Here is a 19249-nt window from a genome sequence, read left to right on the forward strand (position 1 = left end):
CGAATGTTCGTCAAGATCATTTTCAACCGACCCCGCCCGGCGCACGTAGTAGCGGGTGTGAGGCCTCGAACTGCCGACGACGGCGAAATCACGCAGTGGGCCCGGCTCGCCGGGCGCGGCGACCAGGCGGCGCTGGAGCGTTTCCTGCGGGCGACCCAGCCGCACGTCTGGCGGTTCGTCGCCGGGCTGAGCGACCCGCAGACCGCCGACGACCTCACGCAGGAGACCTACCTGCGCGCGCTCGGCAGCCTGCGCCGGTTCCGCGGTGAGTCGTCGGCCCGGACCTGGCTGCTGTCGATCGCGCGGCGGGTGGTGGCCGACCACATCCGCGCCGCGCAGGCCCGGCCGCGCCGGGCGGCCACCCCCGACTGGCAGGAGGAGGCCGAGCGTGCCGAACCGACCGGTGGCGGCGGGTTCGACGAGCGGGTCGTGCTCGACCAGCTGATCCGCGCGCTCGACCCCGAACGGCGCGACGCGTTTGTGCTCACCCAGACCCTCGGCCTGTCCTATGTGGACGCGGCCGAGGTCTGCGGCTGTCCCGTCGGCACCATCCGCTCACGGGTGGCCCGCGCCCGCGAAGACCTCGTCGCGGCGATGGCCGAGATGCCCGCCCGGCGCCGTCCGGCAGTCGGCTGATGCCCGTGCAGTGCGCGGAACTCCGCGAATCGCTCTCGGCCCGGCTCGACGGCGAGACCACTTCGGACGACGACGTCCTCGACCGCCACGTCGAAGCGTGCCCCGGCTGCCGGAGCTGGCAGGAGCAGGCCGCGGCGCTGCGCCGGACGATGCTCGTCCGCGAAGCGCCCCCGGTGCCGGACCTGAGCGAACGGATCCTCGCGAACGTCGTGCCGCCCCGCGCCGACAAGTGGGCGGTCCGGATCGCGCTGGCCGTCGTCGGTCTCGCGCAGGCTGGGCTCGGCTTCGGCGACCTGCTCGTCAAGGGCGCCGAGCACGCCGGCCACGCCGGAATGGCAGGCATGGCCGACATGCCGGGCATGACCGGGATGACGACGGCGTCACACCTCGGCAGCGAAAGCGCGGCGTGGAACATCGCCATCGGCATCGGCCTGCTGTGGGCGGCGCTGCGCCCGCGGTTCGCCACCGGGCTGCTGCCGGCGTTCGCGGGGTTCGTGCTGGTGCTCGGCATCGTATCCGCGGTCGACGCGTCCGACGGTGACGTCGCGGCAGGCCGGTTGTCGTCCCACGTGCTCGTGGTCGCCGGGGTCGCCCTGTTGTTCGTCCTCCACCGCCAGCTCCGGCGATCCACCGCGCCCGCACCGAGATCCGCGCGCCGTCTGCCGGGCCGCCCGGCCAGCCGACGTCCGGCCGCTTAGCGATCCACGTCCGCACCCACTGCCGGATCGATGCTGGCAAAACCCCGCAACCGCAAGCTGTTCGACACCACCAGCACCGACGAGACCGACATCGCGGCACCGGCGATCAACGGATTCAGCAGACCGGCCGCGGCCACCGGGATCGCCGCCAGGTTGTACCCGAACGCCCAAGCCAGGTTCCCGCGGATCGTGCCCAGCGTGCGGTGGGCCAGCCGGAGCGCGTCCGGTACGACCCGCAGGTCCTCCCGCACCAGGATCAGGTCCGCCGCGCGCAGCGCGATGTCCGTGCCGGTGGCGATCCCGAGGCCGAGATCCGCGGTCGCCAGGGCCGGGGCGTCGTTCACACCGTCGCCGACCATCGCCACCCGGTGGCCGTCCGCGCGCAGGCCTTCGACCACTTCGGCCTTCTCCGTCGGCAGCACACCGGCGCGGACGTCGTGGATCCCGACCTCCGCCGCGACCGCCCGGGCCGTGACTTCGTTGTCGCCGGTCAACAGCACCGTCTTCAAGCCCATGGCGTGCAACGCATTGACCGCGTCAGCCGCCGAGGGCTTGACCTCGTCACGCACCAGCAGTGACCCGGCCACCTCGCCGTCGCACGCGACCAGCACCACCGTCGCACCACCGGCCGCGACTTCGTCCGGCACGGTGACGCCTTCCTCGGCGAGGAGCCTCGCGCGGCCGACGATCACCGGCACCCCGTCGACCACACCGGCGGCGCCCAGCCCCGGCAGCGCGCGGAAGTCCGTGACCTCGGGCAAGCCGGCGCCCGCGCGGGCCACCACCGCCGCGGCGATCGGGTGTTCCGACGCCGCCTCGACGGCCGCGGCCACCCGCAGCACCTCGTCCTCGGTCCAGCCGACCCGCGGACGAACCTCGGTCACCGTCATCCGGCCGCTGGTCACCGTCCCGGTCTTGTCCAGCACGACGGTGGTGATGCGGCGGCTCGCTTCGAGCGCGTCCGGGCCCTTGACGAGGATGCCCAGCTGCGCGCCGCGGCCGACACCGACCATCAGCGCCGTCGGCGTGGCCAGCCCGAGCGCGCACGGGCAGGCGATGATCAGCACCGACACCGCCGCGCCGAAACCCGCGCGCGCCGGCTGGCCGGCCAGCAGCCACCCCGCGAGCGTCACGGCCGCGATCCCCAGCACCACCGGCACGAACACCGCGCAGATCCGGTCGACCAGGCGCTGCACGGCCGCCTTGCGCTCCTGGGCCCGTTCGGCCAGCGCGCTCATCTGCGCCAGCTGCGTGTTCGCCCCGACCTCGGTGGCACGCACGATCACCCGGCCGCTGCGGTTGACGCTCCCACCGATCACCCGGTCCCCGGCCGACACTTCGACCGGCACCGGCTCACCGGTCACCGCCCCGACATCCACAGTGGACATACCGCGGACGACCACACCGTCGGCGGCGACCTTCTCCCCCGGCCGGACGACGAACTCGTCACCCCGGGCGAGGTCGGCCACCGGCACGGTGACCTCGGCGCCGTCGCGCAGCACACGGACGTCCTTGGCGGCCAACGCATCCAGCGCCCGGAGCAGGTCACCGGCACTGCGCCGCGCGCGGGTCTCGAAGTACCGGCCGGCGAGCAGGAACGTCGTCACCCCGGCCGCGACGTCGAGGTAGACCGAGTCGGCCCCCGCCGCCGTGGTGCCGAACCCCAGCCAGTACCCGGCCGCGCCGGACCCGCCCGTCACCACCGACCAGGCGGACCAGCCGTAGGAAGCGAAGACCCCGAGCGACACCAGGGTGTCCATACTGGACGATCCGTGCCGGAGGTTCCACCACGCGGCCCGGTGGAACGGCGCCGCGGCCCAGCACACGACCGGTGTGGCCAGCACGAGGCACAGCAGCTCCCAGAACGGGAACCGCAGTGACGGCACGAGCGCCAGCGCGATCGAGAGGTTGCCGAGCGGGATCGACAGCAGCATCGCCACCCCGAGGCGACGCCGCAGATCACGCACGCGCGCGGTGTGCGCGTCCTCCTGCCGTGCGTCGTGACGCGCGCCCCGGCGGATCTCGGCGGTGTAGCCGGCCTTGGTGACCGCGGCCGTGAGGACGGCGGGATCAAGGTCGGCCGGGCAGCGGACGGCCGCGCGTTCGGTCGCGAAGTTGACCGTGGCGCGGACGCCGTCGAGCTTGGTGAGGATGCGCTCCACGCGGGCCGCGCAGGCGGCACACGTCATGCCGCCCACCGCGAGCTCGACACTCTGCGCGGCGGGGGTCGTCGTCTCGGAAGACATGGTTCTCCGTGGTCTGCGGCGGCTGTCGAAGTTCGGTGGCAGCAACAGCGCGTGACCGCGGCCGAGAATACGCAGGCCCGCACCCGCCGCCGTCACCGGATCGGCTGACCCGGGAACCAGCAAGCGCGGGCGCCCGACTACTGGACCGGTGGCAGTGACAGAAGTGCCCTCCGACCCGAGGAGAACAACCATGACCGCAAATTCCCCGTTGCGCCACGTCGCGACGTTCTGCGGGCAGTGCAACTGCGGCTGCCCGGAGCTCCACGTCAACGACGAAGCGCCGGCCGAGCGCCGGATCGTCGTCACCGACGACTTCGGCCAGCGGATCGAGATGAGCGTCGAGCAGCTCGAGGTGCTCGTGCAGGACATCAAGACCGGTGTGCTCGACCAGCTCCTCACGCCCGCCTGATCACACCATCGCCAGCAGCATCACGGCGGTGCCGAGGCCCATCAGGCCGTCGGCGCTCCACCCGGCCGTCCGCACGGACGGCCGGGCCGCGCGCACCCCGTCGATCGCCCGGGCCAGGAAAGCCGTGCCCGCCAAGGCGAACCCGGCGGCGAGCACCAACGCGAGGACCAGGACGTCGGCCGGGGTGCCGCCCGCGCCCGACGCGACCGGCATGGACATGCCCGGCATCCCCTCCATGTCCATCGTCCCGCCGCCCGCCGTCATGGCGCGGGGCATGGCGAACACCATCCACGCCATCACGGCCATCATCGCGGCGTGGTAACCGGGCTGCCACCGGCCGGTGTGCCCGGCGTGCGCGGCGCCCCACACGGTCGTCCCGGCGAACCACACCGCGGCGAACCCGAACAGCACCAGTTGCGGCACCCGGGCGAAGCTCATCGTCGCGGGCCAGGCCATGGTGACCATCGCCGCGCACATCACCGCGTGCAGCACGTCGCCGAACCGGCTTGTCGCCGGACCTTGGCGGACGCAGCGGTACACGCAGAAGAACCCGACGCCGGCGAACAGCGCCGTCAGGATCCAGCGCAACCCCGAAGCCTCGATCACGGCTTCACCTCCTGCCGTCGGGCCCCGACGATCACGTCGACGACCAGGAAAGCCAAGAGCGACAACCCGAACACCGGCAGGTAGTAGCCCACCACCGCGGTCACCACGAGCACCGGCGCGAGCACCCGGCCCGGGATCCGCCGCCAGGCCCCGCGCACCGGCGGCCGGCCGACCCGCGCGTCACCTCGTGTCGGCCGGCGCAGCCACCACATCCGGTATCCCCAGCCGACCACCGCGATCAGGCCGGCGGCGAGCAGGGTCAGCAGGATCTGGTTGGCGACCCCGAAGAGCAGTCCCATGTGGGCGTCGATGCCCCACCGGGCCAGCTTGGCCGCGAGCGAGTAGTCGTCGAAGGGAAGGGTGCCGGTGATCCGCCCGGTGGCCGGGTCGACGGCCATCGAGTCGGCCTTCGTCGGCCAGTCGCGCCCGACCTGCGCCACGACGTAGGCCTTGCCCGGCCCGGTCGGCGGCCGGATCTCCACGGGATCGGCCAGCCCGGCCTGCAGTGTCGCCGCCCTGACGGCGTCCAACCCGACGTCGCCCGCCGCGGTGCCGGGGAGCGCCGTCGAGACCGACGGTGTGGTCCAGTCCAGCTGGGACCGCAGTTCGCTGATGTTCTCCCCCGCGTGCTCGGACCAGGTGAGTCCGGTGACGGAGAGGGCGAGCAGGCCCGCCGCGATCACCAGGCCGGTCGTCCGGTGCCACGAGAGCAGCCGCTGCCGGCCGGACGAACCGCGTTTGCGCCGCCGGTTCCCGATCCACAGCGCGAGCCCGGCCAGCACGACCACCCAGAGCCAGCTCGCCGCGAGCTCGCTGTACCAGCGGCCGAAGTCGCCGAGGTGCAGGCTGCGGTGCAGGGTGTCGACCCAGCCGCGCACCGGCATCGCCTGGCCGGAGCCGTAGGTCTCCAGCTGCCCGCGGATCGTCCCGGTGTGCGGGTCGACGAACACGGTGTGGTGGTAGCTGGGCTCGAGCCCGGGACGGTTGAAGATCACCTGCGTCGAGTCGGTCGCGGTCGGCCCGGGCCGGATCCCGGTCACGGTGCCGTCCGGCACGGCGGCCTCGGCCACCGCGGCCTGCTGGTCCAGCGGCAGGACACCGGGCGCGGCCGGGACGTGCAGCTCGTGGTCGTAAACGGCCTGCTCGAGCTGCGGGGTCCAGACGTAGGCCAGCCCGGTCACCGCGGCCACCAGCAGGAAGGGCCCGATGAACACCCCGGCGTAGAAGTGCAGCCGGAGCAGCAGCGGCCGCAGCGCCGCCCAGGTGAACGCGGGCGGCGCCGCGGTCCGTTCGTCGCTCTGGTCGATCGACATCGAGCTCCCTTCACTCGGAAGAGTGGTCGGGTGAACAACGCCGTTGGTTCCCGCGGCCCGCAAGTGCCGGGGGCTGCCGACCTTGACGGTTTCCGCGTTCAGGTATCTACTTCATCGTCACATATATGCCAGTAGTTCATGTATATGAACGGAGTAGCAGTGTTGCCGCTCAGAACCTTCCGGCGCGCCGGTGCCCTGGTGACGGCGACGGCCGTGCTCAGCCTCGGGCTGACCGGTGCCGCCTCGGCCGTCCCCGCCCCCGCCCCCGCTTCCGCTTCCGCCGGGCCGTGCGCCCTGCCCGTGCTTTCCCGGCTCTGCCCGCCGAAGACCGTCGTGCTCGACGGGAACCGGTTGCTGCTCACCAAGATCGCGCTGCTCGTCGGTGACCGGACGACCAAGGCCGCGCTCGGGAACCTCGTCAAGCAGGCTGACGTCGCTGTCAAGGCCGGGCCGTGGACCGTGGTCGACAAGGAGCGTGTGCCGCCCAGCGGGGACAAGCACGACTACCTCAGCCTCGCCCCGTACTGGTGGCCGAGCCAGCCGAAGACGCCGGCGAACCCCCTCGGCTGCCCGTATGTGCAACGCGACGGCGTCCTCAACCCCGAGACCACGGCCGTGCCCGACAAGGCCGAGCGGCTCAAGGCGTTCAGCTCGATCTACCAGCTCTCGCTGGCCTGGTACTACACCGGCAAGGCCGACTACGCCCGGCGCGCGGCCCTCGACCTGCGCACCTGGTTCCTCGACGCGGCCACGAAGATGAACCCGAACCTGAACTTCGCCCAGGGCATCCCCTGCAAGAACGACGGCCGCGGGATCGGCATCATCGAGTTCTCCTACACCTTCACCCAGGTCCTCGACGCCGCGGCGATCCTGAGCACCGGCGCCCCCGGCTGGTCCAAGGCCGACGAAAGCGCGTTCAAGGGCTGGTCGGGCGAGTTCTTGACCTGGCTGCGCACCAGCCAGTACGGCAAGGACGAAGCCGCGGCCCAGAACAACCACGGCACGTTCATGGACATGCTGACCGCCGGGACCGCGCTCTACACCGGGCAGACCGGCGTCGCGAAGGACATCCTGGAGAAGGCGAAGGCCGGCCGGATCGACCACCAGATCGCCGCCGACGGCAGCCAGCCCGAGGAGGTGGCGCGCACCCGCACCTTCCACTACTCGACGTTCAACCTGGTGGCGCTGACCCGCCTCGCCCAGCTCGGCCGCCACACCGGCGTCGACCTCTGGGGTTACCGCAACCCGCAGGGCGGCAGCATCTTCAAGGCCGTCGACTTCCTGCTCCCGGCCGCCACCGGCGGCGCGTCCCAGTGGCACTACCCGGATCTCAACTTCACCCAGTACGCGGCCCTGGACAGCGTCCACGCCGCCGCGGACGCCGGTGACCGGCAAGCCCGGGCGGCCCTCCCGAAGGTCCCGGCGCCCCCGGGTGGTGACCTCTACCCGGTCCGCCCGGCGGCCGAGCAGCTCGACGACATCTCCACCACCGGCTGACGCTCAGGTGGTGCCGGTCGCCTGCCGGCCGGCACCACCGGTCAAGCCGGTTCCGGCGCTCCCGCGGGTGACGTCCGGTGTGCGTAGTGCGCGGTGCCGATCGCCCCGACCACGGCGAGGACGAACCCCGCCACGGCCGCGGCCGTGAAGCCGACGCGGACGCGGTCGTCCAGCAGCGTCACGCCGATGAGCGAGGACACCGCCGTGTTGGTGGTGAACATGATCGCGGTGACCGCGGTCGCGCGGCCGCGTTGCAGGGCCATCGCGAACGCCACCGCCGCGGCGAGGCCGTTGGCGATCATCGCCCAGATCGCCGGCTCCGCGGCGAGGCGCCAGACCGGGCCCGACGCGTCCAGCGTCCGCGCCGAGATCCCGACGGCGCTGAACCCCAGCCCGGCGCAGAACCCGAGCACGATCGGCGACCAGCGGCCGTCACTGCGCTGGACGACGAACGCGATCGCCGCGATCACGATCGCCACGCCCACCAGCAGCAGCTTCCAGCCGGTCGGCAGCGGCTGTGCGGGACCCGGATCCGCGGACAGCCCGAGCAGCACCAGGCCGGTCGCGCCGACGCCCAGCGCGGCCCACCCGGCGCCAGCCAGCCGGACGCCGAGGATCGCGGAGATCGTCGCGGTCACGCCGACGCTGAACGCGAGCACCGACTGGACCAGGAACAGCGGCAGGCGGTGCAGCGCGGCGGCGGCGAAGACGAACCCGAGCAGGTCCCCCCCCACCCCGAGGAAGTACAGCGGCTGCCGGCGCAGCGCGACCAGGTCCTGGGGCGAGCCGCCGAAGGCGCCGGCCCGCCGGACCCCGGCGGACTCCAGGATGGAGCCACTGCCCGAGGCGACGGCGGCCAGCACGGCGAGGACGTATCCGAGGATCACCCCCTGAGTCTCTCAGCCCGCTCGCCGGGGCCCGCACCTCGGCGGTCACTTCGGCCATTGCCTTGATCTTCATGGTCCGGACGGCAGGACCGGCGGACGCCCGCCGAGCGCCGGCCCGATCCAGCGCCGGACGAGCGCCCGCAGGCCGTCGTCGGTGAGCGCCGGTGTCGTCGGGTACTGCAGGAAGGAGATGAAGAGCCGCATCAGGACCTCGGCGAGTCCCTGGAGGTCGTCGTCGGTCTTGACGCCCACCTCCGCCCAGTCGACCGGCACGTCGCGCAGGATCCGTGCGCCGAAGGAGAACCCTTCGGGTGAGATGACGCCGACGGTGAAGAAGTCGGCCTCGCCCGCCTTCAGGAGCAGGCCGAGGTAGCGCTCGTCGGGGACGGTCCGGGCGGCGAACACCACCGACTCCACCGCGGCTTCGGCGGCGCTGCCGAAGGAGGCCAGGTGCCGGGCCATCCGCCCGGCGAACTCCTCGACGCCGGCCAGCGCGACGGCGCGGAGGATGTCCTTCAGGCCCGGGAAGTACCGGTAGACGGTCTGCCGGGTCACCCCGGCCTCGGCGGCGACGTCGGAGAGGCTGGTCTTGGCGAGCCCGGCGCGGTCGAGGCACACCGTCGCCGCCTCGACGATCCGGCGGCGTGCCTCGTCTTCGGTGCCGGGCGGGTTGCCCTGCCAGCCGTGGTGCCCCATGCGTGTCATCTTCCCCGAGGGGCCGGGTCAGCCGGGCGCAGGGGCCGGGCGGCGTGTCCGGTACAGCGCGGCCAGCAGCAGACCGGCGCCGAGGAAGCAGGCGAGTGCGTAGGGCCCGCTCCCGATCGGGGTGCCGTCGGCGGTGACGCCGTCGTGCGCGGCGAGGTATGCCGGCAGGGCGCCGATCCAGCACACCGCCATCCCGCCCAGGTAGATCGCGGGGTAGCACCGCGCGAACGCGGCCAGCGGCACGTCCGGCCCACGGTCCGGCGACCTGAGGTGCGCGACGACGATCCAGGCGCCGGCGAACCAGAGCAGGGCCAGCTCGGCACCGAGGACCCAGGCCTGCGCCGTGACGTTCCCGGTGAACAAGCTCGACGGGATGCCCGCGATCGCCATGGTCGGCGGCGTGAGGACACCGGCCACGAGGGTGCGCCAGCCGAGCGACCACCCGCGTCGCGGCCCGCCGGCCAGCCGCACGACCAGGTAGGTCATCGCGCCCATCGAGACGGACGCGAACAGCAGCATGCTGGTCATCGGCACCGCCGCCAGGGCCGGGTGGTTGACGATGTGGTTGCCCGGGTTCCACGCCCACCACTTCAGCTGCGGGCCGAGGTGGTCGAAGACCTCGTAGAACACCTGGCAGGCGAAGGCGACGGCCACCGAACCGGCGAACGGCCCGCGGCGGCGGAAGATCCCGAGCGACCGCACGACCTCGTAGGCGAGCTGGCTGATCACCGGGTAGAACGCGACGATGTAGAGCGGCAGCCGGTCCGCCATGAACTGCACGGTGAACTCGTTGTGGGCGAAGATGAAACCGTACTGCTTGTCGAGGCCGAACCACTCCGGGAAGTACAGCGGCGGTTCCGTCACGAAGAGGTAGACCAGCGAAGCCCACCACAGCGCCAGATTGACCGGATCACCCGCGCGATACCGGCGGAGGGCGTGCACCAGTGCGAAGATCGCGCCGCCGACGATCAGCACTTCGAGCAGCGGCATCGTCCAGTGCGCGAGTGTCCACGGAGGACGGACCGAAACCACCGGGGCGACGTCGTGGCAGTCGAAGCCGAGGCCGCGGGTGACGGCTTCCGCCTCCGGTCCGCACTCGGCGCTCATCACGCGGCGGCCGGCGAGTAGTCCGTCGCCGGCGGCTCGGCCTGGGGATCGAACCCGAAGGGCACGCGGTGCTTTCCCAGCGCCGAGCGGACGCGGTAGCGCACGAGCCCGGCGAGCACCCGCGGGTTCCGGAGCATCTCCCCCAGCGATTCGTCGAGGTTGAACACCTTCGCGAAGTGTTCGTCGACCACCTCGTATTCGCGGGCGGCGCCGACGATGAGGCTGAAGGCCGGGCCGGACACGGCGTCGAGGACACGGCGCTTCCATTCGGGCGCCTTCTCGGTGCCCTCGGCACACGCGTAACCCTGATCGCGGGCCATCGCCAGGCGCCACGGAACGGCGAGGAGCTTGCGTTGCGCGCCGAGGAACCGAGGGACAAAACCCGCGTCCAGCCGCTCGGCGCGGGAGAGGTGCTCGCGCAGCAGCAGTGCCGACCCCGCCGCGGAACTGATGCCCTGCGCGTAGAACGGGTTGAACGCGCAGATCGAGTCGCCGACGAACACCAGGCCCGCCGGCGGGGTGCGCAGCCGGTCGTAACGCCGCCACTTGTTGCCGGTCGACCGGGTCAGGTGCACCTCGGACGTCGGCGCGCAGCGGTCCATCGCGTCGGCGAACAACGGGGTCCGCACCCGGCGGGCCGTCTCGACGAACGCGTCGGTCGTGCGCGGCATGGCGAGGCCCCACGAACCCATGCACGCGATGACGCGGTTGCCTTCGATCGGGAAGAAGTTGACCAGGAACTCGTGCTCGGCGGGGTGGGCGCCCTTGTCCGGGGTCGGCATGATCACCAGGTGCTGCCACCACCAGGACGCGGGCCGGGCCGCCGGGGCCGGCAGGTCGTACCAGCGTGAGGTGTAGGTGACCTTGGCGTCGAGGGTCCGGACTTCGGGCTCGGGCCAGCCCGCCTCGGCCAGCCAGCCGCTCACCGGCGAGCCGCGGCCCATCGTGTCCACCACGAGGTCGGCGTCGACGTGCTCACCGCCGTCCGAGGTGGTGAAGCCGACCCCGGTGATCGCTCCGGCCCGCACGGTCAGACCGGTCACCGCGGCGCCTTCGCGGATCACGACGTTCGCCAGCCCCCGCACCTGGTCGCGCAGCACCCGCTCGATGAGGATCCGCGAGCTGTAGATCATCGTCATCGCGCTGCGCTTGCGTGCCGACCAGCCCGGACCGTCGAGGTAGGCGGCGTCCAGGGACGGCATCAGGTGCAGCCCGCCGGCCGCGACCAGGTCGTCCTCGAAGCCGGGGAACAGCGCCTCGATCGCGCGGCGGCCCGAGTTCAGCAGGAAGTGCGGGTGCTTGCTCTGCGGCACACCGCGGCGGTGCTCCGCCTCGGCCGGGAGCTCGTCGCGTTCCAGCACCAGCACCCGGTCGAAGTGCGGGGCGAGCGCGCCGGCCGTGCACAGACCGGCGGCACTGCCCCCGAGGACGACGGCGGTCTTGCCGAGCCGCATGCGGACCAACTCCCGTCATTCATACAAATGGACACTAAATGTATGAATGACGGGAGACGCGTGTCAAGGAGCCGGCAGCTCCAGGCTCGCCAGCGGCACGTGGTGCTGGCCGGCGTGGATGTCCCGATCCCGCAGGCCACCTTGGGGAACCGGGCGGGGGAAGGAGATCTTGACGACGTTGAGCGCGGGGATCCGGAAGATCTGCACCCCGCCGGCCGGGACGCCGTACAGCCGCGCGATCACGTCCTCGTTGAGGAACTCTTCGTCGGCGGCGGCGCGGTAGCCCGCTTCGTCGCGCATGAACAGCTCCATGGTGACCCAGAACGGGCCCGCGTTCTTCGACCGGACCTCGAGCGCGCGGTCCTGCAGCGTTTCAGGCATCGGCGCCGTCCTTCCGGAACTCGGTGCGGAACATCGCGGTCGGCGACTCGGCGTCGACGACGTGGTTGAGGACGAACTCGTAGGCCGGACCGCGCTCGGTCTCCGCCGGCGACGTCGCGAACGCGAGGCTGGGCAGGTAGGCCATGTCCATCGTCGGCAGGTGCAGCATCAGCGGGTTGGCGATCTTCGCGACGGCCGTCGCGGTCGCCTGGTCGGCCGCGTGCACCAGCAGCAGCACGCCCACCTCACGGGCGGGAGCCGTTGCGGGGTCGAGGTCTTCGAGGATCGCGTTGTGGCCGTAGAGGCGGATGTCGAACTCGTAGTCGCCCTCCCCCAGCGCGAGCGTCTGCTGCACGCGCTCGACGAGCACCTTGCGCAGCAGCGCGGCCCAGTCTTCGATGCCGGCCAGGATGTGCGGGTCGCGGATGGCGGTGAACGACATCGTCTCGTAGCCGGTGAGCCGGGCGCCTTCGAGCTTGATCGTGTGCTGCGCGGCGGGTTCGAACACCGAGCCCTCGACCCGGACGACCCGGTCGTCGACGGCCCGGTAGCCGGCGCCGGAGACGTCGAGCGTCCCGGCGGGCTCCCGCATCCGGAACGGGTTCGCGGTCTCGTACAGCATGTGCGCGGCCACCGACGTCGGCGTGCAGGACGCCGCGGGGTCCAGCGGTTCGATCGTGAAGCCGGTGCGGTCGATCCGCGCGAACACCCCGCCGGAGCGCGGGTTGGTCGTGCACTGGCCGCCGCATTCGACGATCTTCGCCGCGTGCCACACCGGGCCGGGCGGCATGCCCTTCATCAAGGCGAAGGCGGCCGCGACGGCGGTGTCGGTGGCGCGCCCGGCCAGCACGACGTCGGCGCCCGCGTGCAGCGCCGCCTCGATGGGCTCGTGCCCCATCATCCCGACGACGCGCACACAGCTGTCGAGGGTCGTGCGGTCCAGCGGTCCGAGCGGGGGCAGCGGGTGGATCGCGCCTTCGTCCAGTCGCCGCTGGAGAAACGCGGGATCCTGCTCGCTGTAGATGGTGGCGACGGTCAGGTCGAGTCCGTCCGCCGCCAGGATTTCGGCGGTGATCGCGGCGAGCCAGTCGACACCGCTGTCCGCCCCGCTGGTGCCGCACGACCCGACGATGAGCGGGATGTGGGCCTTCGCCGCGGCACGCAGCAGCAGGCGCATGTCACGGGCGACCGCGGCGGTGGACGTCTTCGGGGTGCCGGAACCCAGGTAGAAGGGGCCGGAATCGGTCGAGCCGCCGTCGACGGCGATGACGTCGGCGCCGAGCGCGAGACCGCGGTCCACCGTTTCGGCGGCGAACCCCGCGCCGATCATGCCCGCGGGCACCAGGATGCCCACTGAGTCGTTCACTGCTTTCTCCTTCGTGGGGAACTGAATACGGGACTACGGGGCTCACCGCGCAGCGACGCCAGCAGCTCGTGCGCGGCACCGGCCACCGCGGCACGGCGAGCTTCGGCGGTTTGCCCGGCCAGGTGCGAGTAGACGGTGATCCCGTCGACCCCGCGCAACGGGCTGTCCGCCGGCAGCGGCTCGGTCTGCACGACGTCGAGGGCCGCCCCCGCCAGCCGGCCCGAGGTGACGGCGTCGGCCAGCGCGGCTTCGTCGACCAGGGCGCCGCGAGCGGTGTTGACCAGGATCGCCGTGGGCTTCATCAAGGCGAGCGCGGCGTCGTCGACGAGGTGCCGCGTCCGCGGTGTCAGTGCGGTGTGGAGGGACACGAAGTCCGCTTCACAAAACAACTTCTCCAGCTCGACGAACTCGACACCGGAGTTGTGGGGGTGGCCGGTGGTGCAGAGGATCCGCATCCCGAAGGCCCGGGCGAGCGGGACGACGGCGCGGGCGGCCGGGCCGTATCCGATGAGCCCGAGCGTGGCGCCGCGGAGCTCACGACCGCTCTGCCGGGGCCAGTCACCCGCGCGCACACCGGCGGCCGTTTCGACCAGCCGCCGGGCCGCGGCCAGCAGCAGCCCCATCGTGCACTCGGCGACGGCGTTGCTGTTGACCCCCGGGAGGTTGCTGACCGTGATGCCCAGCCGGGCGGCGGCGTCGACGTCGACCGAGTCGTACCCGACCCCGGACCGCACGATCGCGCGCAGCCGCGGTGCGCGTTCGAGGACTTCCGCGGTCAGCGGATCGTTCCCGATGATCGCGCCGTCCACATCGGACAGCGCCGCGACCAGCGCCTCACCGCGCGGGCGCACGACGTAGCGGATGTCGTGGCCGGCGGCGGTGAGCAGGGTGTGGGCCTCGTCGCCGGGCCGCGTGTAGTCGGTGGTGACCAGGATCCTGCTCACAGCGCGACCCCGTTCTCGGCCGGCCCGCGCCGCCGCAGCACCCGCACCACGGCGGCGACGGCGAAGACCGCGAGCACGGCCGCGTCGATCGGCATGAGGTTCCAGCCGGTGATGTCGACCATGCCGCCGACCACGGCCGGCCCGAGGAACCCGCCGCCCGCCCAGCCGACGGTGTACAGCGCGGTGTAGGTGCCGAGCACCCGGCTGGACGGCGCGAGGTTCCACAGGACCACCGCGGCGTTGATGACGAACCCGGCGGCGCCGACCGCGGCCACGCACAACGCGACGATCGTCGCGGTGGCGGTGTGCACGAGTGTGCCGACGATCAGCGCGGTCACGAAGACCGTCGCCCCCAGCGCCATCACGCGCAGCCGGCCGATCCGCTCGGACAGCAGGGCCAGCGGGTACGCGGCGAGCAGGAACGCCACCCCGCTCGGCAGGGTGAGCCCGCCGGCCTTGCCGCGGGACAGCCCGAGGGCTTCGATGCCGTAGTTGGTGATCAGCGAGCGTGACGCGGCCCAAGCGGCGCCGAACAGGAGGATCGCCAGCAGCACCAGCAGCCGGGTGCGGTCGGCGTCGCGGACGAGCTCACGAAGGATGTCGCGCATGCGCGGCTTGGGGGCGTCTTCGTGCTCCGGCTGCTGGTCTTCCGCCACCGCGGCCTGGTAAGCGGGTGAGGCGCTGTCCCGGACCCGCAGCACCAGGACGGCCGCGGAGGCGAGCATCAGGAGCGACGGCACCGAGAAGGCCAGCACCGGGTGCGAGTCGACGAGGAAGGTGCTGACCAGCGCCGAGACGATGATGGTCAGGCTGGACGCGATCTTCACCGCCGCGTTCGCCCGGCTGCGGCGTTCCGGCCGGATGAAGTCGGGCAGCAGCGCCTCCCCCAGCGGCTTGAAGCTGTTCGCCACCAGCGCGTAGGCGAACATCAGCGCGACGAGCGCCGGCAGTGACGACGCGAGCGGGATGGTCGCGAACAGCAGGGCGGCGATCGGCATGCCCACGGCCAGGTACGGGATCCGCCGGCCCCAGCGGGTGCGGGTGTTGTCCGAGCGGTTGCCGATCCAGGGCTGGATGAAGACGCCGAGGATGTTGTCCATGCCCATCAGCAGCCCGATGACGGCGGCGCTCCCGACGTGCTCACGCAGCAGGGGCGGCACCTGCGCGTCGTAGAAGTTCCACGTCGATTCCTGGGCGAAGACGGCGAGGGCGACGAAGAAGGTGATGTGCCGGCCGGTCTTCCGCCCCCTCGGGGCGTCCACTGTGGTCATCGCAGGTCCTCCGGGTCACCGCGGCCGCATCGCCGCTGCGGTCACCGTAGAGATGCTATAGCAAAATTGTCAACGGTTGCATATCTGGATGCCATGGCTCCGCTACGATGGCCCCATGGAGTCCCCCGTCACCACCGAGACGCTCGCCGACCGCACCTACCGGGCGGTCCAGGCCGCGATCGCGGCGGGCGAGCTGAGCCCGGGTGAGAAGGTGACCGAGCGCGGCCTGGCCGAGCGCTTCTCGGTCAGCCCCACACCGGTGCGCGAGGCGATCCGGCGGCTGGAGCAGGACGGCCTCATCGAGCGCGCGGGCCCGCGCACGGTGGTCGTCGCGGCGATCGGGGACACCGCGATCCAGGACCTGGCCGAGGTGGAGGTCGCGCTGCGCGGGCTGGTCGCGCGCTTCGCCGCCCGCCACGCGACACCCGCCCAGCTCGACCGCCTCGACACGATCCTGGACGAGGCTGACGACCTGGTGATCGTCATGCGCCAGCGGCATTCCGCCGGCCAGCCCATCGACCGGTACGTCGGCACGCTGCTCGACACGATCCAGCGGTTCAACGACACGGTGAGCGCGTGTGCGGGCAACCCTGTGCTCGTGCGGCTGCTGGAGCAGAGCCGCGTGTTCTCCCGCGACGAGCGCCGCTCGCGCATCCACGAGCACGTCCTGGCCGACGACCGCTTCGGCGCTGATCGTTATTCGAGCCATCGGGCGTTGGTTCATGCTCTCCGCGACGGTGATGCGGCGAAGGCCGAGGAGATCGTCATGAGGGATGCGCGGGGCGGCCTCGATGATCTGCTTCGGCGGGAGGTCAGAAGCTGAGGACGGCCCGTCCCGGGGGGCCGCCGACGCCATGACGGGCGGCGTGTTTTCTCAAGATGCGGCTTCGCCGGGGCGTGGGAAATCGGCGCTTCCTCGTGGTTGCTTGCTGCTCGGTGCGGGAGCGCCGATTCCCCACGCAACGGTGTCCCTGCCGGGCCGCCGCTTCCACCTGATCGAGTGATGAACATTCGTTCGATCATCGGTAATCTTGTTGTGTGGACAGCGAAACAGTGTGGCAAGCGGATGCGGTGGCCTTGGCCGACCGTCTCTCCGCGCTGCTCACCGTGGTGCGGTCCGCTGAGGCTGAGATCGGTTCGCTGCTGGTCGAAATCGAGTCTCGCGGGGTTATGGAGTTGTTCGGGTATCGGTCTGTTGCGCGGTTGTTCGAGCATCTCGCCGATGTTCCCAAAACTGCCGCTGAGACTGTGGTCAAACGAGCCCGAGCGCTGAACTCCGGCCGGAACCTCGACGGCAGTCCCGTGCCCGCTGTTGCTCCCGCCACCGGTGTCGCCGCGTTGGACGGTCGGTTGAGCAACCCGATGATCGACACCATCGTCGGTGCCCTGACGCAGGTTCCGCCCGAGCATCGCTCGGATGTCGAGCAGGATCTGCTGACCTTCACCGAAGATGCCGGGCACAAGCAGGTCGCCACCCTAGGGGCGCGGATCGTGGCGCACCTCGACCCCGACGGTGCTGAGCCGGACGAGACCGAACCGTCTGTGCCCACCCGAGAGCTTTCCCTGCGCCGGAAGAGATCCGGGGTGTGGGAGCTCAACGGTCGCTTAGACGATGAGACCGGCGCCCGCGCCAGCGCCCTGCTTGACGTGCTCGCCCAGCGCCGCACCGCCGACGACGGCGGCGACTTCCGCTCCCCGCAGGAACGCTACGGCGACGCCTTCTCCGACGCCATCGACCTCGCCTTGAACACCCCAGACCTCCCGACGCAGGCCGGCGAACGAGCCCACGTCATGGTCGCGATCTCGCTGGAAGACCTTCGGTCCGGCATTGGCCAGGCGACTCTCGGCGACACCGGCCGCATCTCGGCGGCTGAGGCTCGGATCCACGCCTGCGACTGCAAACTCATTCCCGCAGTCCTGGGTGACAAGAGCGAACTGCTTGATCTCGGCCGCTCACGCCGCTCGGTCCCGACCAGCCTTCGCCGCGCCCTCTACCTACGCGACCGCGGCTGCGCCTTCCCCGGCTGCCACCGCCCACCCCGACTCTGCCAAGGCCACCACATCCGCCACTGGGCCGACGGCGGCCCCACCGACCTGGGCAAACTCGTGCTGATGTGCGCCCACCACCACCGACTCCTGCACCGCTCCGGCTGGGAAGTTCGCATTGCCACCGACGGCCTCCCCGAGTTCCTACCACCCGTGTTCCTCGACAAACGCCGAAAACCTCGGCGCAACAACCTCCACCAACCCCTGCCCTTCGCGGCGTGAACAACCGAATACGGGAAAGGCCCGCAGCCAACCGGCTACGGGCCTACACCCACGTCGCGAACCGCGCGGCGGACGATCGTCATCGCGTTCGGGGCTGACCAAGGTGATCCGCAGTCGGTGTAGCGCTGATGCCATCGTGCTCAGTCCGCCGCGGTGCCGCCCAAGTCCTTAATCGCCGCCCCTCCTGCACGGATTTTCCAGGGCCGCAGTGTTGCCACCGCCTTGCTGAGGTGGCAGCAGCGGCTCAACCACCTACCCCCGTGATGTCCCGCTCCACTCCCCCCGGGGAATCCAGCCGGTTGAAGCACCGCTCGACCACATGCGGTTTCCGACCGGCAGCGGTACAACCACCTAAGCCCAGCACCAGCGCATCCCCCGGATCCCCGACGACACCCCGCTCCCGAACACATGCGCAGGCAACGCCGCCGACAGCGGCACCTCGGTCACGTCCCGCTCCACTCCACCCAGGGAGTCCAGCCGGTACGCGTGGCAGCTCGCGGGCAGCGCCTCCGGGGCGAAGTGGACCTCCAGCAGGTGCTCGGGCACCGGGTGCCGGAAGCGCCGGTCGTAGCTGGTGTCGGGGACTCCGTCGGTGTACTCGAACTCGTACTCGAGGATTGCGGTCTCCCCGATGGCCAACGACCGACCCGGCACCAGCTCGCTGAGCACGAACCCGGCTTCGGCCAGCACTTCGGTGCGGGCGGGCCGGCAATAGCGCGTCGACACCAGCCGGGGTGGGCAGCCCGGGACGCAGCCGCGGAGCGCGACCAGCTTGGCCTGTACCGGTTCGTCGACCGCGCGCACCACTTCGCGCACTCGCAGCCGGGTCAGGGACCGGTCGGCGGCGACGTGCAGCTCTTCGTGGAGGCTGAGCACCACCAGGGATGTCTCGTCGGCCGCGTCGAACGAGTGCAGCACGGACAGGACGTGGTTGCGCGGGCCCCAGAGCCGTTCCCAACGCACGACTCCCGGTGCGGCCGGGTGCGCGGGCCGGGCGAGCAAGCCGGTCAGTGAGCCCGCGGGCAGGCCGAGGACGCCTTCCAGTACCACGACCGCGCGCAGTGACTCCGGGCGTTCGGGGCGGGTGCGGCCGGTTCGCCAGTAGCTCAGCGTTGTTGTGCTGACGGGCACGCCCGCCGCGGCCAGGCGGCCCTTGAGCCGGGCCAGGCCCAAGCCGCTGCGGTTGATGGCCAGTGACAGCGCCCGGCTGAACGGGCCTGCGGCGAGCGCGTGCGCCAGTTCTCGCCCGGCTTCCGGGGTGGGGGCCGCGAACAGCTGCATCCAGGTCCTCGTTGATCCGGACGGACAAGGGGCGACGGCGGATCACGCCGGTCTGGTCTGGGCGGCCGGTGCGGTGGCCGGCGTCCGTTCGGTTTAACAGCGCAAGACCCCGCTGTCACCCGACGAACGTCGGCCGTGATCCTCGAGCCGACGGGCCGGGAAAGCGCAACCCGCCGAAGG

Annotated in this window: 18 protein-coding genes; 6 read left to right on the plus strand and 12 right to left on the minus strand. The window is 71.7% G+C overall.

Annotated elements, in window-relative coordinates; genetic code table 11:
* Positions 1 to 57 precede the first annotated feature (57 nt).
* Positions 58 to 636, plus strand: coding sequence for a sigma-70 family RNA polymerase sigma factor (locus ACIA5G_RS44510; protein ID WP_395934830.1), 579 nt, complete (start codon positions 58 to 60; stop codon positions 634 to 636).
* Complete coding sequence (locus ACIA5G_RS44515) at positions 636 to 1334, plus strand: zf-HC2 domain-containing protein (RefSeq protein ID WP_395934832.1); 699 nt, start codon at positions 636 to 638, stop codon at positions 1332 to 1334. The genes ACIA5G_RS44510 and ACIA5G_RS44515 overlap by 1 nt, the downstream gene beginning before the upstream one ends.
* On the opposite strand, the gene ACIA5G_RS44520 is transcribed toward ACIA5G_RS44515, so the two are convergent.
* A complete protein-coding gene (locus ACIA5G_RS44520) occupies positions 1331 to 3580 on the minus strand; it encodes a heavy metal translocating P-type ATPase (RefSeq protein WP_395934834.1) in 2250 nt (749 codons plus the stop codon). The genes ACIA5G_RS44515 and ACIA5G_RS44520 overlap by 4 nt on opposite strands.
* A 190-nt stretch (positions 3581 to 3770) precedes the next feature.
* Here ACIA5G_RS44520 and ACIA5G_RS44525 point away from each other — a divergent pair, with 190 nt between their 5' ends.
* Complete coding sequence (locus tag ACIA5G_RS44525; RefSeq protein WP_395934836.1) at positions 3771 to 3989, plus strand: hypothetical protein; 219 nt, start codon at positions 3771 to 3773, stop codon at positions 3987 to 3989.
* Here the strand turns inward: ACIA5G_RS44525 and ACIA5G_RS44530 are convergent, their stop codons facing one another.
* Both ACIA5G_RS44530 and ACIA5G_RS44535 read right to left on the minus strand, forming a co-directional pair.
* The gene (locus tag ACIA5G_RS44530) at positions 3990 to 4595 is read right to left on the minus strand and encodes a DUF5134 domain-containing protein (RefSeq protein WP_395934838.1); all 606 of its coding nucleotides are present in this window, start codon (positions 4593 to 4595) and stop codon (positions 3990 to 3992) included.
* On the minus strand, positions 4592 to 5908 hold the full coding sequence (locus ACIA5G_RS44535; RefSeq protein ID WP_395934840.1) for a PepSY-associated TM helix domain-containing protein: 1317 nt from the start codon (positions 5906 to 5908) through the stop codon (positions 4592 to 4594). Before ACIA5G_RS44535 ends, ACIA5G_RS44530 begins: the two co-directional genes overlap by 4 nt.
* A 159-nt stretch (positions 5909 to 6067) precedes the next feature.
* On the opposite strand from ACIA5G_RS44535, the gene ACIA5G_RS44540 reads away from it, so the two are divergent.
* Complete coding sequence (locus ACIA5G_RS44540; RefSeq protein ID WP_395934842.1) at positions 6068 to 7405, plus strand: alginate lyase family protein; 1338 nt, start codon at positions 6068 to 6070, stop codon at positions 7403 to 7405.
* A gap of 41 nt (positions 7406 to 7446) precedes the next feature.
* Here the strand turns inward: ACIA5G_RS44540 and ACIA5G_RS44545 are convergent, their stop codons facing one another.
* The 8 genes from ACIA5G_RS44545 to ACIA5G_RS44580 form a co-directional block, all read right to left on the minus strand.
* Positions 7447 to 8292 carry a hypothetical protein gene (locus tag ACIA5G_RS44545; RefSeq protein WP_395934844.1) on the minus strand — a complete coding sequence of 282 codons (846 nt, stop codon included), beginning with the start codon at positions 8290 to 8292 and terminating at the stop codon, positions 7447 to 7449.
* A 69-nt stretch (positions 8293 to 8361) separates the two neighbouring features.
* A complete protein-coding gene (locus ACIA5G_RS44550) occupies positions 8362 to 8988 on the minus strand; it encodes a TetR/AcrR family transcriptional regulator (RefSeq protein WP_395934846.1) in 627 nt (208 codons plus the stop codon).
* Positions 8989 to 9015: 27 nt separating this feature from the next.
* Complete coding sequence (locus ACIA5G_RS44555) at positions 9016 to 10104, minus strand: hypothetical protein (RefSeq protein WP_395934848.1); 1089 nt, start codon at positions 10102 to 10104, stop codon at positions 9016 to 9018.
* Positions 10104 to 11558, minus strand: a complete 1455-nt coding sequence (locus ACIA5G_RS44560; protein WP_395934850.1) for an FAD-dependent oxidoreductase — start codon at positions 11556 to 11558, stop codon at positions 10104 to 10106. Before ACIA5G_RS44560 ends, ACIA5G_RS44555 begins: the two co-directional genes overlap by 1 nt.
* A gap of 63 nt (positions 11559 to 11621) precedes the next feature.
* On the minus strand, positions 11622 to 11939 hold the full coding sequence (locus tag ACIA5G_RS44565) for a DUF4387 domain-containing protein (RefSeq protein WP_395934852.1): 318 nt from the start codon (positions 11937 to 11939) through the stop codon (positions 11622 to 11624).
* Positions 11932 to 13305: an acyclic terpene utilization AtuA family protein gene (locus ACIA5G_RS44570; RefSeq protein WP_395934854.1), complete on the minus strand. Its 1374-nt coding sequence runs from the start codon at positions 13303 to 13305 to the stop codon at positions 11932 to 11934. The genes ACIA5G_RS44565 and ACIA5G_RS44570 overlap by 8 nt, the downstream gene beginning before the upstream one ends.
* Positions 13302 to 14249, minus strand: a complete 948-nt coding sequence (locus ACIA5G_RS44575; RefSeq protein ID WP_395934856.1) for a phosphoglycerate dehydrogenase — start codon at positions 14247 to 14249, stop codon at positions 13302 to 13304. Before ACIA5G_RS44575 ends, ACIA5G_RS44570 begins: the two co-directional genes overlap by 4 nt.
* The gene (locus ACIA5G_RS44580; protein WP_395934858.1) at positions 14246 to 15520 is read right to left on the minus strand and encodes an MFS transporter; all 1275 of its coding nucleotides are present in this window, start codon (positions 15518 to 15520) and stop codon (positions 14246 to 14248) included. The genes ACIA5G_RS44575 and ACIA5G_RS44580 overlap by 4 nt, the downstream gene beginning before the upstream one ends.
* 115 nt (positions 15521 to 15635) lie before the next feature.
* On the opposite strand from ACIA5G_RS44580, the gene ACIA5G_RS44585 reads away from it, so the two are divergent.
* Positions 15636 to 16343 (plus strand): GntR family transcriptional regulator, encoded by a 708-nt coding sequence (locus ACIA5G_RS44585; RefSeq protein ID WP_395934860.1) that lies wholly within the window; start codon positions 15636 to 15638, stop codon positions 16341 to 16343.
* A 215-nt stretch (positions 16344 to 16558) separates the two neighbouring features.
* Positions 16559 to 17788 (plus strand): DUF222 domain-containing protein, encoded by a 1230-nt coding sequence (locus tag ACIA5G_RS44590; protein WP_395934862.1) that lies wholly within the window; start codon positions 16559 to 16561, stop codon positions 17786 to 17788.
* A gap of 351 nt (positions 17789 to 18139) precedes the next feature.
* Here the strand turns inward: ACIA5G_RS44590 and ACIA5G_RS44595 are convergent, their stop codons facing one another.
* On the minus strand, positions 18140 to 19069 hold the full coding sequence (locus ACIA5G_RS44595; RefSeq protein ID WP_395934864.1) for a hypothetical protein: 930 nt from the start codon (positions 19067 to 19069) through the stop codon (positions 18140 to 18142).
* Between the last annotated feature and the right edge of the window lie 180 nt (positions 19070 to 19249).

The organism is Amycolatopsis sp. NPDC051758, assembly GCF_044453095.1.
Taxonomy (GTDB): domain Bacteria; phylum Actinomycetota; class Actinomycetes; order Mycobacteriales; family Pseudonocardiaceae; genus Amycolatopsis.

Excerpts from the sequence above, each read along its gene's own strand:
- ACIA5G_RS44515 (WP_395934832.1), top strand. The coding sequence starts at position 636 with ATGCCCGTGCAGTGCGCGGAACTCCGCGAATCGCTCTCGGCCCGGCTC.
- ACIA5G_RS44520 (WP_395934834.1), bottom strand. The coding sequence starts at position 3,580 with ATGTCTTCCGAGACGACGACCCCCGCCGCGCAGAGTGTCGAGCTCGCG.
- ACIA5G_RS44525 (WP_395934836.1), top strand. The coding sequence starts at position 3,771 with ATGACCGCAAATTCCCCGTTGCGCCACGTCGCGACGTTCTGCGGGCAG.
- ACIA5G_RS44535 (WP_395934840.1), bottom strand. The coding sequence starts at position 5,908 with ATGTCGATCGACCAGAGCGACGAACGGACCGCGGCGCCGCCCGCGTTC.
- ACIA5G_RS44550 (WP_395934846.1), bottom strand. The coding sequence starts at position 8,988 with ATGGGGCACCACGGCTGGCAGGGCAACCCGCCCGGCACCGAAGACGAG.
- ACIA5G_RS44555 (WP_395934848.1), bottom strand. The coding sequence starts at position 10,104 with ATGAGCGCCGAGTGCGGACCGGAGGCGGAAGCCGTCACCCGCGGCCTC.
- ACIA5G_RS44560 (WP_395934850.1), bottom strand. The coding sequence starts at position 11,558 with ATGCGGCTCGGCAAGACCGCCGTCGTCCTCGGGGGCAGTGCCGCCGGT.
- ACIA5G_RS44565 (WP_395934852.1), bottom strand. The coding sequence starts at position 11,939 with ATGCCTGAAACGCTGCAGGACCGCGCGCTCGAGGTCCGGTCGAAGAAC.
- ACIA5G_RS44580 (WP_395934858.1), bottom strand. The coding sequence starts at position 15,520 with ATGACCACAGTGGACGCCCCGAGGGGGCGGAAGACCGGCCGGCACATC.
- ACIA5G_RS44585 (WP_395934860.1), top strand. The coding sequence starts at position 15,636 with ATGGAGTCCCCCGTCACCACCGAGACGCTCGCCGACCGCACCTACCGG.
- ACIA5G_RS44595 (WP_395934864.1), bottom strand. The coding sequence starts at position 19,069 with ATGCAGCTGTTCGCGGCCCCCACCCCGGAAGCCGGGCGAGAACTGGCG.